This is a genomic window from Agrobacterium sp. DKPNP3 (assembly GCF_052686535.1).
In genome coordinates, this window is the sequence record NZ_JBQYSN010000112.1 from 1 (window position 1) to 13,754 (window position 13,754).

Here is a 13,754-nt window from a genome sequence, read left to right on the forward strand (position 1 = left end):
AGGTCGGTGACCGGCCGGGTCAGCGAAATGCGATCGGCGGCGGCCAGCACCGTACGCCCCCAGGCCACGCCGATCGTATCGCCGTCCACCAACATATCAGCCAGAACCCGCGCGCCGGCATCGCCAAGCCTGTCGGAAAGGCTTTGCTCGTCGGCACTCGGTATGACGAACGCACCGTCGAGTCCATATTTCTCCATCAGTGCGCGGGCAATCGTGGTGCGGCTGCCGGCGGCCGGGCTGATATGAACCGAAACAACGCCGCGCTCCCGCGCTTCCTGCAGATAATTCACGATTGTCGCGCGTGAAACGCCAAGCTGCTTGGCGATTTCGCTCTGGGTCATTTGATCCGCATAATACAGCCAGGCGGCCCACATGATGGCATCGCCGAATTCCGTGGGTACCACGGCCCCGGCTTCTCCTGTTGATCTTCCTGAGGTTTTTTCCTGTGTCATGTCGCTATCTGGCGCAAGCGGGTGTCATTTGTCAACTGCTTCTGTCATGTGTATTGACAATTGCCATAATGTGCTGTCACTTGTAATGCGCAGACAGTCAGACGGGAGCTTAGGAAATGGAGAGATCGATGGCAGCGGCGTTGGGCACGGACGCTCCTCAGGGCGGCTGGACAGGGCTGATCGACGATCTTGTCGCCGGAAACTGGACCAATCCCGAAACTGGCAAACGCGCCAGCGTTCCTTATGAGAAGATTGTCATTGAAGAGTCGCTGGACGGCGGGGAGGCGGACCTCATTGCGGATCTCAAACTTGGTGAGCGCTTCACCGTGGTTGCCGATCCCGATACCTGGGATGCCATGGGCGGGCGGGTAGCGGAAGCGCTAAAGTCCTTAGGGCCGGTTGAAACGGTGATCCTCGATCACCCCCATGCCAACATGGCCGCCGTCGCCGACCTCACCGAAAAGCTGAAGCATGCCGAAGCCGTGATCGCTGTCGGTTCCGGCACGATTAACGATCTCTGCAAATTCGTGACCGGCAAAACGGACCGGCGCTACGCCGTTTTCGCGACGGCCGCCTCAATGAATGGTTACACCTCAACGACAGCATCGATTAGCTTAAAGAATGGTTTGAAGGTGTCGCTTCCGTCTCACGCGCCGGCCGGTTTTTTTGTCGATTTGGGAGTGACGGCCGCCGCGCCGACCTATCTCTCGGCATCGGGTTTTGCGGATTGCCTGGTGCGGTCCGTCGCGCAGATCGACTGGTGGATGTCGCACCGTGTGCTCGGCAGCCTCTATTCCACAGTTCCTTATATTCTTCAGCAGAAGGATGAGGCTGAACTAAACGCCCGTGCGAAAGGACTTGCCGACGGCGACGTTGCTGCCAATGGTTATCTGCATCGCGTGCTCGCCTTTTGCGGTCTCGGCGTGTCCTTCACCGGCATGTCGAACCATGGGTCGATGGGTGAGCACCAGATTTCCCATTATATTGACTGCTTCGCCGGCGAGCGCCATCGTGGCACGCTGCATGGGCAGCAGGTGGGTGTTGCAACGCTGACCATGGCGCGGCTGCAGGCGCATTACCTTGCCAGCGAGACGCCACCGGTCATCCGGCCCACCATCATCGATTCTGCCGACATGGCGCGGCGGATGGGCGGCGATATCGCTGCGCATTGCCTTGCCGAAATTCAACCAAAACTATTCGACGCGCGCGCTGCCGCCGCGATGAACGAGAAATTCGCCGAATTATGGCCGGTCCTTCGCGAGGAATTGCAGGCCTTCGCGCTACCGGTTGCGGAAATGGAACAACTGCTCCGCGGCGCAGGCGGGCCGATAACGGCGGCCGATCTCGGCCTGCCAGTGGAATTTTACCGCGAGTCGGTCCTCCATTGCCGTGAAATGCGCAATCGCTACTCCTTCCTCGATATCGCCGCCGATGAGGGCATCCTCGCCGATTTCGCGTCAGGGGAGGCTTGATGCGATGAAGGCGATTGCGGATATGCCCATCGACATCGCCCGCCGCATCACGGTGCTGTTCTGCGATATCGACGATACGCTCACCAATGAAGGGCGGCTTCCGGCCTGCGCCTATGCGGCGCTGGAGCGGCTGACGCAGGCAGGCATTGCAGTGGCCCCGATCACGGGCCGGCCGGCCGGCTGGTGCGATATGATCGCGCGCCTGTGGCCTGTCGCCGGTGTCGTCGGTGAGAACGGCGCCTTTTATTTCGCCTATAATGACAATGCCCGTCGTATGCGCCGGGTTTTCGCCATCGAAGATAGCCAGCGTTCTCTGGACCGGGAAAAGCTAAAAAAGGTCCGCGCCCGCGTACTGGCCGAAGTGCCGGGGGCGGCAATCTCGGCGGATCAGCTTTATCGCGAAGCCGATCTCGCCATCGATTTCAGTGAGGACGTGCCGCCTTTATCGGTTTCCCATATCGACCAGATCAAACGGATTTTTGAGGAGGAGGGCGCGGTCGCGAAGATCTCGTCGATCCATGTCAACGGCTGGTACGGCGCTTATGACAAGCTGACCATGGCCCGCCGTTTCGCCGCCGAAGTCCTTGATCTAGACATCGACCGGGATTGCGACCGTGTGGTCTTTGTCGGCGATAGTCCGAATGACGCGCCGATGTTCGGCTTCTTTCCGCATGCCTGCGGGGTCGCGAATGTTCTTCAGTTCCGCGGTCGTATCGATGCGGAGCCGGCCTATGTGACGATCCGCGAAGGCGGCCACGGTTTCGTGGAGGTCGCAGACCGCATTCTCGACGCGCGTGGCGGGAGGGATGCGGCATGACACAGCCGGACTACGATCTCGTCATCATCGGCGGCGGCATCAATGGCGCGGGTATCGCGCGCGATGCGGCGGGCCGCGGACTGAAGGTGCTGCTCGCCGAACAGGCCGATCTCGGTTCAGCGACATCGTCGAATTCGACGAAGCTCATCCATGGCGGCCTGCGTTATCTGGAACACTACGAATTCAGGCTGGTGCGCCACGCACTGGCGGAACGAGAACGACTGTGGGCAATTGCGCCGCATATCATCTGGCCCTTGCGGTTCGTATTACCGCACCGCAGGGGGCTGCGTCCGGCATGGCTGCTACGCTTCGGCCTGTTCATCTACGACCATCTGGGCGGACGCAGGCTTTTGCCGGCGACGAGAACCCTTCGGCTGAAGACCGATCTCGCCGGTGCGCCGCTGCTCGACGTTTCCTCGGTTGGTTTCGAATATTCCGATTGCTGGGTACAGGACAATCGCCTCGTTGTCCTCAACATCCGCGATGCGGCGTCGCTCGGGGCGGATGTGCGGGTTCGGACGCGGTGCGTTTCCGCGCAACGTGACAATGGGTCGTGGGTCGTGCGGCTTCAGGATGCCGAAACCGGTATCGCGAGCGACGTGCGCGCCCGCGCCATCGTGAACGCCGCCGGTCCATGGGTGGACAAGGTCGTCAGCGACCTCACGGGCAGCACATCGTCGGTGCGGGTCCGTCTCGTGCAGGGTTCGCACGTCGTTGTGCGCAAGCTCTACGATCACGACCGCTGCTATATTTTCCAGAATCCGGACGGCCGCATCTTCTTCGCTATTCCGTATGAAGACGATTTCACGCTGATTGGCACGACCGATCGAGATTATCGGGGGGCGCCGGAGAAGGTCGAAGCGTCAGCGGAGGAGATCGATTACCTTGTGACGGCTGCGTCCTCCTATTTCAGGACGCAGTTGACGGCGGCGGATGTGGTCTGGACCTATTCCGGCGTGCGCGCCCTCTATGACAACGGCGCGGACAAAGCGCAGGAGACGACGCGCGACTATGTGCTGCTGCTTGACCGGCTGGGCAAGGAAGCACCGCTGCTTTCGGTTTTCGGCGGCAAGATCACCACCTATCGCTGCCTGGCGGAAGACGCGCTCGACAGGCTTGCTGCGATCTTTCCCGATTGGAACAGGGACCGCGGCTGGACCGCCAGACGTGCCCTGCCGGGGGGCGACTTTCCCGTCGGCACGGCCGACGATCTCATCTCGGCTCTCCGCGCGGATTTCCCGTTCCTGTCGGGTCGCCAGGCGCGCCGATTGGTCCGCCACTATGGTCTCGAGGCAAGGGAGATACTCGGCGCGGCGAAGAGAAGGGAAGACCTCGGCCGCGATTTTGGCGGATCGCTGACAGAAGCGGAAGTGAATTTCCTGATGGATCGGGAATATGCGCGCGCCGCTGCCGATATTGTCTGGCGGCGCACGAAGTCGGGCCTACGAATGACAGCTGGTGAGATCGAGGCACTCGACAGCTGGATGCGCCAGCGCCGCTCATTTCTAAAGAGGTCGAGCGCTGCGCGATAGGAATGACGTCACCCTTGGGAGAGGGGCGAAGTAATACGACCCTTCGTGAGACTTCGCAAATAAGGGAAAGACGCGGACCGCATCCTGCGTGTCGGCGATCATTCGAGGGGAGGAACAACGTGTCTATTGCGCAGGTAAAACGCATAGCGATTTCGGATTCGCCTTGGCCATGGCTGCTGCCGCTTATCGCATTGTTGATCGTCTTCACCATTTATCCGCTGGTCTATAATATCTGGCTGAGCTTCCATGAGTTTGTGCCGCGGAAACGTGTTCTAGCCTTTGTCGGCTTCGAGAACTGGATGCAGCTCTGGAACGATACCCGCTTCTGGGGTGCGCTCGGCGTAACCTTCGTCTATTTCGTTGTGGCGCTGACCATCGAGATCGTCCTCGGCATGGCGGTTGCGCTGCTTCTCGATGCCGAATTGCCGGGCTTTGGGGCGCTGCGCGCCATTCTGTCGATGACGCTGGTTATCCCGCCGGCCATTGCCGGTATGATGTTCCTGCTGATGCAGGATCCACAGTTCGGCATCATTCCCTATATTCTCAATACGCTCGGCTTGCTCGACAAATCGACTCCGATCCTTGCGACATCCTCGTTGGCGCTGGCGGGGGTTCTGGTTGCGGAAATCTGGCAGTGGACGCCGTTCATGGTGCTGATTTTCATGGCGGGTCTGCGTTCGCTGCCAAGCGAACCCTACGAGGCGGCGATGATCGACGGGGCATCCTCATTCCAGATGTTCCGCCGTCTGACACTGCCGATGATGTCGCGGGTGATTGCCGTGGCGGTGCTGTTGCGCGGCATCGATCTGTTCCGTGTCTTCGACTACGTCTTCGTGATGACCTCCGGCGGACCCGGCACCTCCACCTATACGCTCAGTCTCTATGCCTGGCAGCAGACCTTCTCTTTCCTGAAATGGGGTTACGGCGCAACGCTCAGCCTCACCAGCCTGGTGATCGTCATGGTCCTCGCCAATCTGTTCACCCGCGTTGCGAAGATACGGTGGTAATCATGCATCAGAGCCGTTTTGCCCGAACTTTTAGAACCATTGCAGGCTGGCTGGTGGTCGGGGCGTTCTTCTTCCCGATCTACTTCTGGACCTCGGTCGCCTTCCGTGACGCCAAGGACATATTCAACTGGCCACCGATCATCGCTGATTTCCAGCCGACGGTGCGCAATTTCGAGCAGGTCTTCGGTATCTCGTTCGGTTTTGCCCGGGATGCCAGCGTGTCACCCGGCGGCGGCAATTTCTATATGGGACCGCGTCTGTGGGATTCCATAGTGGTCGCGTCGCTATCGACCGTGCTTGCCATCGTCGTCGCGACGCTCGCCTCCTATGCGCTGTCACGCATGAGTTTTCGCGGACGCCACGATTTCGTCAACTGGGTGCTGTCCACCCGCATGATGCCGCCGGTTGCCGTGGCGATCCCGATGTTCTTCATTTTCAAGCAGTTCAGCCTGCTCGATACCTATATTGGCATCATCCTCATTCACGGGCTGATGAACCTGCCGCTGGCCGTGTTACTGCTGAAGAGCTTTTTCGACGACATTCCGGCCGAAATCGATGAAAGCGCACTGCTCGACGGCGCCTCGCGCTGGACGATCTTCCGCCGAATCGTTCTGCCGATGGCCAAGGGCGGCATCGCCGCTACTGCGGTCCTCTGCTTCATCTTTTCGTGGACCGAATTCCTGTTCGTGCTGACGCTGACACAGACCGGTATCAAGACAGTGCCGGTTGTTTCGTCCACCTTCGTAACGTCGATCGGCACCGCCTGGGGCAACATGGCGGCGCTTGGTGCGGCGGCAATCGTACCGGCCTTCATCGTGATCCTTCTCGTTCAGCGCCATCTGGTGCGCGGTCTGACCATGGGGTCGCTGAAGCAGTGATAAAGCCTGCGCATGAGGAGTGCGCGGATCAATAGGGGATTCCTGTCGTCAAACACGGCGAGGGAAAAGAGGAGGAGAGAACATGAAAGAGGAAGATAGAAAGCTTTATCTCGCATCCATCACCGACCGGTTCGTACGCGGGGGAATGGATCGCCGTTCGTTTCTGAGTTTGGCCGGCAAGCTCGGTCTTGGAGCGGCGGCGCTCGGCATGGGCATGGGCAGCCGCCCGTTCGTCATGAACAGCGCGCTGGCTGGGGAGCAACTGACCCCCAGCCAGGACATCCTTGCCTGGCTGAAGGACGTCGGCAAGCCTTTCGCCGGGACGACGCTGAAGCTTGCGACGGAATCGACGCCGCCATCCAACGCCATCAACTCGCAGCTCAAGAAATATTTCGAAGAGGCGACCGGCATCAAGGTGGAAATCGAAGTTCTGCCGCTCGAACAGGTTTTGCAGAAGCTGACACTCGACGTCGCCTCCTCGCTCGGCACCTACGACCTTTATTACATCGACCAGAGCTGGGCGGCCTCGTTCAGCCAGGATGTTTTCGACCCGCGTGAGCAAATTCAGGCAAAGCCCGACCTCGCCATGCCGAACTACAATATCGACGACTTCATGCCGGCGCTGGTTGACGGTATCGCCAAATACGAGGATCGCTGGGTCGGCGTGCCCTACGATATCCCGATCTTCATCATGATCTACCGCAAGGATATCTACGAGAAGCTCGGCCTCAAGGCCCCGACCACTTTCGAGGATCTCCTCAACAATTCCGTCACTATTACCAAGGAGATGGGACCGAAGGTTTATGGTTATGCCGGCCAGATGAAATCGGGCCATTATGCGCTGGAATGCGAATGGACCTCGATGCTGTGGGGCCACGGCGGCTCGGTCTTTACCGCTGACAAGAAATTCGCCGGCAATGACGAGCGGGGCATCGCCGCGCTCGATTATTATACGGCGCTGCGCAAGGTCATGCCGCCTGGCGTCGATCAGTGGACCTGGGATGGTCAGGGTCAGGCGGTCGCGCAGGGCGTTGCTGCGTCCATGCTTTCCTGGGGCGAGTTCTTCCCCTATTTCGACGATCCGACGCAGACCAAGGTTTCCGGACTTTGCGAAGCGGTCATTCCGCCGCAGCCGATTGCGTTGCGCAAGCCTTCGGAATGCGGTTACGGCGAAATCCCAGGCGTCGGCCACCAGGGCGGGTCCTCGCTTGCCGTCTCGCGCTATTCGAAAAGCCCAGATGCGGCGTGGCTGTTCATGCAATGGGCGACCTGCGCCGATACGCAGGCCCTCATCACCACGCTCGGCGGCGGCACCGGGCCGACCCGCACATCGGTCTATAACGATCCCCGCGTCAAGGCCAATGCCCGCATCGGCGCCGGCACGACCCGCCATCTGCCGGTCGTGCGCGAGACCATCGACAAATATATGGGGTCGGAGCCGGACCTGCCGGAATGGGCGCAGCTCTCCAACGACACGATACCGGTCGGTCTCGGTAAGTATTTCGCCGGCAATTACGGCTCGCCCAAACAGGCGATGGACGACATCGCCTCCCAGGTCGAAGCGGTACTGAAGGGCTGATCCGAAGAGTGGCAAGGGCGGCGGCGCGGCCGTCGCCCTTCCAGACCGGAGTAAAAGGGAAAACGGGAGGAAAATCATGGCGGATAAACCGTTGATCGCAATCACGGGCGCGAGTTCCGGTATAGGCGAGGCCGTGGCGCGCGCCTTCTCCGCAGCGGGCCACCCGCTGCTGCTGATCGCCCGCCGGCTCGACCGACTGGAGGCACTCCGTCTGCCGAACGCCGTTTTGAGAAAGGTCGACGTGCGCGACCGTGCCGCCCTTGCCGAAGCGGTGAAAGAGGCAGAGGCGACATTCGGACCGGTGGACCTGATGTTCGCCAATGCCGGCATAGCTAGACTCGGCGATATCGGTCGTCAGCCGCCGGAAGAGTGGGACGAAATGATCGACATCAACACCAAGGGCGTGATGAACAGCGTCCATGCGGTGATGAACGGCATGATCGCGCGCAAATGCGGCACGCTGGTGATGATGAGTTCGATTGCTGGCCGCAAGGTCTATCCCGATCATACCGTTTATTGCGGCACCAAGTTCTTCGTTCATGCCGTGTCCGAGAGCCTGCGGGAATATCTGGCGCCGCATGATGTGCGCGTCATCGTCGTCTCTCCCGGCATCATCGATACGGAAGTGCTCGATCATGTGAATGACGAAGCGACGCTCGCTGGTTACAGGGCCAACAAGGAGGCCATCGGCGGGGGGATTTCGGCGGATATCGTCGCCGGTCTCATCCTCGACGCTTACCGGCTGCCGCAGCGGGCCATCGTCCAGGAAATCGTCATCACGCCGACCCGGCAGACATATTGACCACGCCGCCGGCAGGTTCGGCAGGCTGAAAAAATGGAGTGGGAACCCCATGGCGACCGTGGAATATCAAGGCATTGGCAAGTCGTTCGGCGCCTTTACGATCATGCGCGACATTTCCTTCAAGATCGAGGATCACGAGTTCGTCGTGCTTCTCGGTCCTTCGGGATGTGGCAAAACCACCCTTTTGCGGATGACTGCGGGTCTCGAAACTGTCAGCGGCGGCGATCTGCTGATCGGAGGTAGGCGCGTCAATGAGGTTCATCCGCGTGACCGCTCTATTGCGATGGTGTTCCAGAACTATGCGCTTTATCCGACGATGAAAGTTTACGACAACATTGCCTTCAGTCTCGAGGTCGCCAGGGTGCCGCCGGCGGAGATCAAGAAGCGGGTGGAATGGGCGGCCGCAACGCTCAATCTCACTCCCTATCTCGACCGCTATCCCAAGGAACTGTCGGGCGGCCAGCGTCAGCGCGTCGCCATGGGCCGCGCCATGGTGCGCGAGGCGCAGGTTTTCCTCTTCGACGAGCCTTTGTCGAACCTTGACGCGAAGCTGCGCGCCCATATGCGTACGGAAATCCGCCAGCTTCACAAGCGCCTGAAGACCACGACGATCTATGTCACTCATGACCAGATCGAGGCCATGACTATGGCGGACAAGATCGTCGTGATGCGGGCCGGCAAGATTGAGCAGATCGGCTCGCCCGACGATGTCTATGACCGCCCGGCCAGCAAATATGTCGCCGACTTTATCGGAAGCTCGTCGATCAATTTCCTCCCCGGAACGGTCGTCGCATCGAACGGCACACCCGCCGTCGATACGGCGACCGGACGGGTGCCGATTGAAGCGACGACCACGGCAAGGGCCGGGCAAAAGGTAATTGTCGGGCTGCGCCCCACCGATGTCGTGGTGGACGAGGCAGGGTCGCTTACCGCGAAATCCTTGCTGCTCGAACGGCTCGGTCATGATGCGCAGCTCTTTTGCGACGGGGCGGACGGCAGCTTCCTGGCCGTTGTCGACAAGGCGGCGCGGTTTGCCGAGGGAAGTGACGTGCGTTTCTCCATAGCGCCCGCCAAGGTTCATGTCTTCGATGCCGGAACGGAGGTCCGCCTCTAAGGGTGCGCGCTCTAAATATTACAACATCGCGACTATCGGGCCGGGCAGACGGCCGCAGGAAAGGAATTTGTAATGAAATCACGTTGGTCGGACTCAGAGTTCAAATCCGTGGTCGATGCTTATGTCACCAGAGGAATCAACCGCGACCTCGCCATCCGCACCTATACGACGCAGCTTCTTGGCGTGGACCCGGAACTGGTGCTGCATGGCGGCGGTAACACCTCGGTCAAGACGAGCTTCACGGAAATGGACGGGTCCGAGGTTGATGTCCTGTGCGTCAAGGGTAGCGGCTGGGACATGAGCACCATCGAACCGCAGGGCTTGCCCGCTGTGCGTCTCGATCCCCTAAAGGCGATGGTCGGCTTCGAAACGCTCTCCGACGACGATATGGTCATGTTACAGCGACGGTTGCTGCTTGATCCAGCAGCCCCCAATCCTTCCGTGGAGGCGATCCTACACGGCCTTCTGCCGTTCAAACACATAGACCACACCCATGCCAACGCCATCGTGTCGCTGACCAATCAGCCGCATGGCGAGGATATCGTGCGCGAGCTGTTTCCTGACAGCATTATCGTTCCCTATGTCATGCCGGGTTTCGATCTTGCCAAGGCCTGCGACGCCGCCTTCCGGGCGAACCCTGATGGCGACGGGATGATCCTTCTCAAACACGGTATCTTCACCTGGTCGGAGGACCCACGCCAGTCCTATGAGGACATGATCGAGAAGATCGACAGAGCCGAACGGCGCATCGCGCAAGGCCGGGCGCGACCGTTCAAAAGCGTCGCCATCCCCGAAAGGCTTGCCACCGCTGCCGATATCGCGCCGATCCTTCGCGGCGCCATCGCCATCGATACCAGCATCGACGGGGCACCGAAACGCTTCGTGCTCGAACACCGCAGCGGCGAGAAGATCCTTGATTTCTGCAATGCCGAAAATGTCGAAAGCCTGGTCAGGCGTGGCAATGCGACGCCGGAACATGTGATCCACATTAAGCGCTTCGGTGTAGCGTTGCCGGCGCCGGTCGAGGGGGAACTGGAGCAATGGGCAGAGACGGTCCGTGCGGCGGTGAGCGCCTATCAGGCCGATTACCGGGCCTATTTCGAGCGCAACAATGCCCGCGTCGGCGACATCAAACAAATGCTCGACCCCATGCCGCGTGTGTTCTACGTGGCCGGCGTCGGCCTGTTCGCAGCCGGCGCGGCCCGGAAGAACGCCCTCGTCGGCGCAGATGTGGCTGAGGCGACCATTTCGGTCATCACCAATGCCGAGGGCATCGATGCTTTCGAGGCGCTTTCGGAAAGCGACCTCTTCGACATCGAATATTGGTCGCTCGAACAGGTGAAACTGACCAAGGTGCAGGAAAAGCCGCTGACCCGGCAGGTCGCTCTCGTTACCGGCGGGGCGAGCGGTCTCGGTCTCGCCGTGGCGGAGGCGCTGAAGGCGGAAGGGGCGGAAGTCGCCCTGTTCGATATTTCCGACGAGGCTGTGACGCGGGAGGCCAAACGGATCGGGGCATTTCCAGTGGTCTGCGACGTCACCAGCCCCGCTTCCGTCGACGCGGCGGTGGCAGAAGCCGCCCGGCACTTCGGCGGCGTCGACATCCTTATTTCCAATGCTGGGGCGGCTTTCCAGGGCAGCCTGCTTTCCGTCGATGAGGCGACATTCCGGAAAGCGTTCGAACTCAATTTCTGGGGCCATCATTACATGGCGCGGGCCGCCGTGAGGGTGATGGAAAAGCAGAAGACAGGCGGGGCTCTTGTTTTCAACGTCTCGAAACAGGCGGTCAATCCCGGTGCCGATTTCGGCCCTTACGGCACCTCCAAAGCAGCGCTGATGGCGCTGATGCGCCAATATGCGATCGAGCATGGCGCATCGGGCATAACCTCCAATGCCGTGAATGCCGACCGTATCCGCACCGGCCTGATGACCAATGAAATGGTACAGGATCGTTCAAAAGCGCGTGGCCTGACGCCGGAAGCCTATATGCGCGGCAATCTCATCGGGCGCGAAGTCACAGGCGCGGATGTGGCAGCGGCCTTCGTGCATCTTGCCAAGGCGCGGGCCTCTACGGGGGCGGTCATCACAGTCGACGGTGGCAATGTCGCGGCGATGATGCGCTGAGCCTTGCCTCCAAACGTTTGAAGGAAACGACTATGGCAACCATACTCATTCTCGGCGCGGGCGTTATGGGGAGTGCCCTTTGCGTGCCCGCGTCCGATAACGGCCACGCGGTGACGCTGGTGGGCACGCCCCTCGATGGCGAACCGGTCCGCCGCATGAAGGCGGGCGAGGCACATCCGAAACTCGACAAGCCGCTGCCGGACAGCGTAACGGTCCTCGCTGATCAGGAACTGACGCCAAGCCATATGGCGTCCGCCGATCTCGTCATTATCGGCGTCAGTAGTCCGGGGATCTTTTGGGCCAGCGAGCGACTCAACCAGATGCTTTCGATGCCGAAGCCGGTTGCGTTCGTGACCAAGGGCCTCGACCGAAAACATGGGCGTATCGTTACCTATGCGCAAACCGTGCCGGGGCTGGTGGGAAATATGGCGGCTTTTATCGGCATTGGCGGGCCCTGCATCGCGCGGGAACTGGCCAATCGCTATCCGACGACCAGCATTTATGCCTGCCGCGACCGGCAGGCTGGCGCGTTCGCGGCCGGTCTTCTACGCACACCCTATTATCGTCTGGCAGTCAACGACGACGTCATCGGGGTCGAAGCCTGTGCCGCCCTCAAGAACTTTTTCGCCATTGGCGTCAGCGCCATGCAGACCCGCTATCCCGATACCTCACGGCCCGACGGTCAATCCAAGAACCCGACGGCTGCTGCCTTCACCCAGGCTGCCAGCGAAATGGCGGGACTTTGCGAGCGGATCGGCGGACGCTGCGACACCGCCTTTGATCTTGCTGGTATCGGTGATCTGCATGTGACCGTGGGCGGCGGACGCAACAGCCGCCTCGGACACGGCCTTGGACGCAACCAAACGGTCAGCAGCATGATGGCCGGCGACCTCGCAGGTGAGACGGTGGAGGGTATCGACACGGCCCGCATGCTTGTGGAGCTGTTAAACACCGTTCCTTCGGCGAAAACCGATTTTCCACTTGCCTGCGCGATCATCGCCGCCGTGCTCGATGGCGGCGCTCTGAACTTCGATTTCACGACACTTTTTGCCTGAGCCGCCGGCCGCGCCGGTTGCGCAGCCATAGATTCATTCTTGAGACAGCGGAAAGGAAACCGCCATGAAAATTGCCCTCGGCGCCGACAGCGCCGGAAAACCCTTGCTGGATGTCATCGCTGCCCATCTGTCCGGGCGGTCGGATATCGAGGTCACCGACCTTAGCCAATCCGGTTATTACGCCGATCTCGCTGCCCGGATTGGGCAAGATATACTCGAACATAAGCACGATCGAGCAATCCTGTTTTGCGGAACCGGGATTGGCGTCTGCATCTCTGCCAACAAGGTAGCGGGCATAAGAGCGGCCCTTACCCACGACACTTATTCGGCAGAGCGCGCCGCCAAATCGAACGACGCCCAGATAATCACACTGGGTGCGCGCGTCGTTGGCCCCGAACTGGCAAAAACGATCGTCGATACCTGGCTGGCTTCGAGTTTCGATCCAGACGGTCCATCCGCTGGCAACGTCCAGGCCATTAATCGGCTTGACGTGGCGCGGTGACGCGCCGCCAGCACCGCTGGGTACTCCTGTTTTTTTGCTCGTTGTCTTCAGGTAACGCCGACGCCAGCGGTCAGGCCACCATCTATACTAGCAAAGATGAAACACTTCAGCAACATTTCAGCTTCCTGCGGCAGCTTGTTCAGAAGGTCGTCATCTCTCCCAGCTCCGACGCAAGTCGACGGAGCTGACAATTTACGGTTAACTTGTTGCAATCCGTGCTTCGATGCAAGCGTTCCAGGAATACAGTGCCGGTCTTACAGAGCGTGACCTTCTCCCCTGATTGTCCCTGTTTATAAGTTAGCTCTGTTCATGTTCTGGTCCTGTCTGGACCGGGTTGCAAACTCGTAAGGGGTTAAGCCGTTGAGGCTCGTGTGGGGCGGTTTAGGTTATAGTCGTTTCTCCAGTCTTCGATAATCTGCCCTC

Annotated in this window: 12 protein-coding genes and 1 pseudogene; 11 read left to right on the forward strand and 2 right to left on the reverse strand. The window is 60.2% G+C overall.

Annotation, left to right across the window (positions count from 1 at the left end; genetic code table 11):
* Positions 1–452 (reverse strand): sugar-binding domain-containing protein (locus tag ACUTJJ_RS22140; protein WP_445543439.1); only part of this gene is annotated, 452 nt, incomplete at its 3' end.
* Positions 453–580: 128 nt separating this feature from the next.
* Between ACUTJJ_RS22140 and ACUTJJ_RS22145 the strand changes: the two genes are divergently transcribed.
* From ACUTJJ_RS22145 to ACUTJJ_RS22195, 11 genes are all read left to right on the forward strand, one after another.
* Positions 581–1,924: a sn-glycerol-1-phosphate dehydrogenase gene (locus ACUTJJ_RS22145; RefSeq protein WP_445543440.1), complete on the forward strand. Its 1,344-nt coding sequence runs from the start codon at positions 581–583 to the stop codon at positions 1,922–1,924.
* 4 nt (positions 1,925–1,928) lie between these two features.
* Positions 1,929–2,741, forward strand: coding sequence for an HAD-IIB family hydrolase (locus tag ACUTJJ_RS22150; RefSeq protein WP_445543441.1), 813 nt, complete (start codon positions 1,929–1,931; stop codon positions 2,739–2,741).
* Positions 2,738–4,273 (forward strand): glycerol-3-phosphate dehydrogenase, encoded by a 1,536-nt coding sequence (gene glpD, locus ACUTJJ_RS22155; protein ID WP_445543442.1) that lies wholly within the window; start codon positions 2,738–2,740, stop codon positions 4,271–4,273. The genes ACUTJJ_RS22150 and glpD overlap by 4 nt, the downstream gene beginning before the upstream one ends.
* Before the next feature lie 119 nt (positions 4,274–4,392).
* A complete protein-coding gene (locus ACUTJJ_RS22160) occupies positions 4,393–5,280 on the forward strand; it encodes a carbohydrate ABC transporter permease (protein WP_209087049.1) in 888 nt (295 codons plus the stop codon).
* A 2-nt stretch (positions 5,281–5,282) separates the two neighbouring features.
* Positions 5,283–6,158, forward strand: coding sequence for a carbohydrate ABC transporter permease (locus tag ACUTJJ_RS22165; protein WP_063948173.1), 876 nt, complete (start codon positions 5,283–5,285; stop codon positions 6,156–6,158).
* A gap of 82 nt (positions 6,159–6,240) precedes the next feature.
* Positions 6,241–7,737, forward strand: coding sequence for an ABC transporter substrate-binding protein (locus tag ACUTJJ_RS22170; protein ID WP_445543443.1), 1,497 nt, complete (start codon positions 6,241–6,243; stop codon positions 7,735–7,737).
* Positions 7,738–7,813: 76 nt separating this feature from the next.
* Positions 7,814–8,539 (forward strand): SDR family oxidoreductase, encoded by a 726-nt coding sequence (locus tag ACUTJJ_RS22175; RefSeq protein ID WP_445543444.1) that lies wholly within the window; start codon positions 7,814–7,816, stop codon positions 8,537–8,539.
* Between the two features lie 49 nt (positions 8,540–8,588).
* Entirely contained in the window at positions 8,589–9,653 is a 1,065-nt protein-coding gene (locus ACUTJJ_RS22180) for an ABC transporter ATP-binding protein (RefSeq protein ID WP_445543445.1), read from the forward strand.
* A 72-nt stretch (positions 9,654–9,725) separates the two neighbouring features.
* Entirely contained in the window at positions 9,726–11,774 is a 2,049-nt protein-coding gene (locus ACUTJJ_RS22185) for a bifunctional aldolase/short-chain dehydrogenase (protein ID WP_445543446.1), read from the forward strand.
* 32 nt (positions 11,775–11,806) lie between these two features.
* Positions 11,807–12,829, forward strand: a complete 1,023-nt coding sequence (locus ACUTJJ_RS22190; RefSeq protein WP_445543447.1) for a glycerol-3-phosphate dehydrogenase — start codon at positions 11,807–11,809, stop codon at positions 12,827–12,829.
* Positions 12,830–12,893: 64 nt separating this feature from the next.
* Positions 12,894–13,331, forward strand: coding sequence for an RpiB/LacA/LacB family sugar-phosphate isomerase (locus tag ACUTJJ_RS22195; protein WP_063948179.1), 438 nt, complete (start codon positions 12,894–12,896; stop codon positions 13,329–13,331).
* A gap of 290 nt (positions 13,332–13,621) precedes the next feature.
* Here ACUTJJ_RS22195 and ACUTJJ_RS22200 read toward each other — a convergent pair.
* A pseudogene (locus tag ACUTJJ_RS22200) lies at positions 13,622–13,754 on the reverse strand (IS3 family transposase); the annotation flags it as partial.

Coding starts and splice junctions, on each gene's coding strand:
- ACUTJJ_RS22170 (WP_445543443.1), top strand. CDS start 6,241: ATGAAAGAGGAAGATAGAAAGCTTTATCTCGCATCCATCACCGACCGG.
- glpD (WP_445543442.1), top strand. CDS start 2,738: ATGACACAGCCGGACTACGATCTCGTCATCATCGGCGGCGGCATCAAT.
- ACUTJJ_RS22165 (WP_063948173.1), top strand. CDS start 5,283: ATGCATCAGAGCCGTTTTGCCCGAACTTTTAGAACCATTGCAGGCTGG.
- ACUTJJ_RS22175 (WP_445543444.1), top strand. CDS start 7,814: ATGGCGGATAAACCGTTGATCGCAATCACGGGCGCGAGTTCCGGTATA.
- ACUTJJ_RS22145 (WP_445543440.1), top strand. CDS start 581: ATGGCAGCGGCGTTGGGCACGGACGCTCCTCAGGGCGGCTGGACAGGG.
- ACUTJJ_RS22180 (WP_445543445.1), top strand. CDS start 8,589: ATGGCGACCGTGGAATATCAAGGCATTGGCAAGTCGTTCGGCGCCTTT.
- ACUTJJ_RS22185 (WP_445543446.1), top strand. CDS start 9,726: ATGAAATCACGTTGGTCGGACTCAGAGTTCAAATCCGTGGTCGATGCT.
- ACUTJJ_RS22190 (WP_445543447.1), top strand. CDS start 11,807: ATGGCAACCATACTCATTCTCGGCGCGGGCGTTATGGGGAGTGCCCTT.
- ACUTJJ_RS22150 (WP_445543441.1), top strand. CDS start 1,929: ATGAAGGCGATTGCGGATATGCCCATCGACATCGCCCGCCGCATCACG.
- ACUTJJ_RS22195 (WP_063948179.1), top strand. CDS start 12,894: ATGAAAATTGCCCTCGGCGCCGACAGCGCCGGAAAACCCTTGCTGGAT.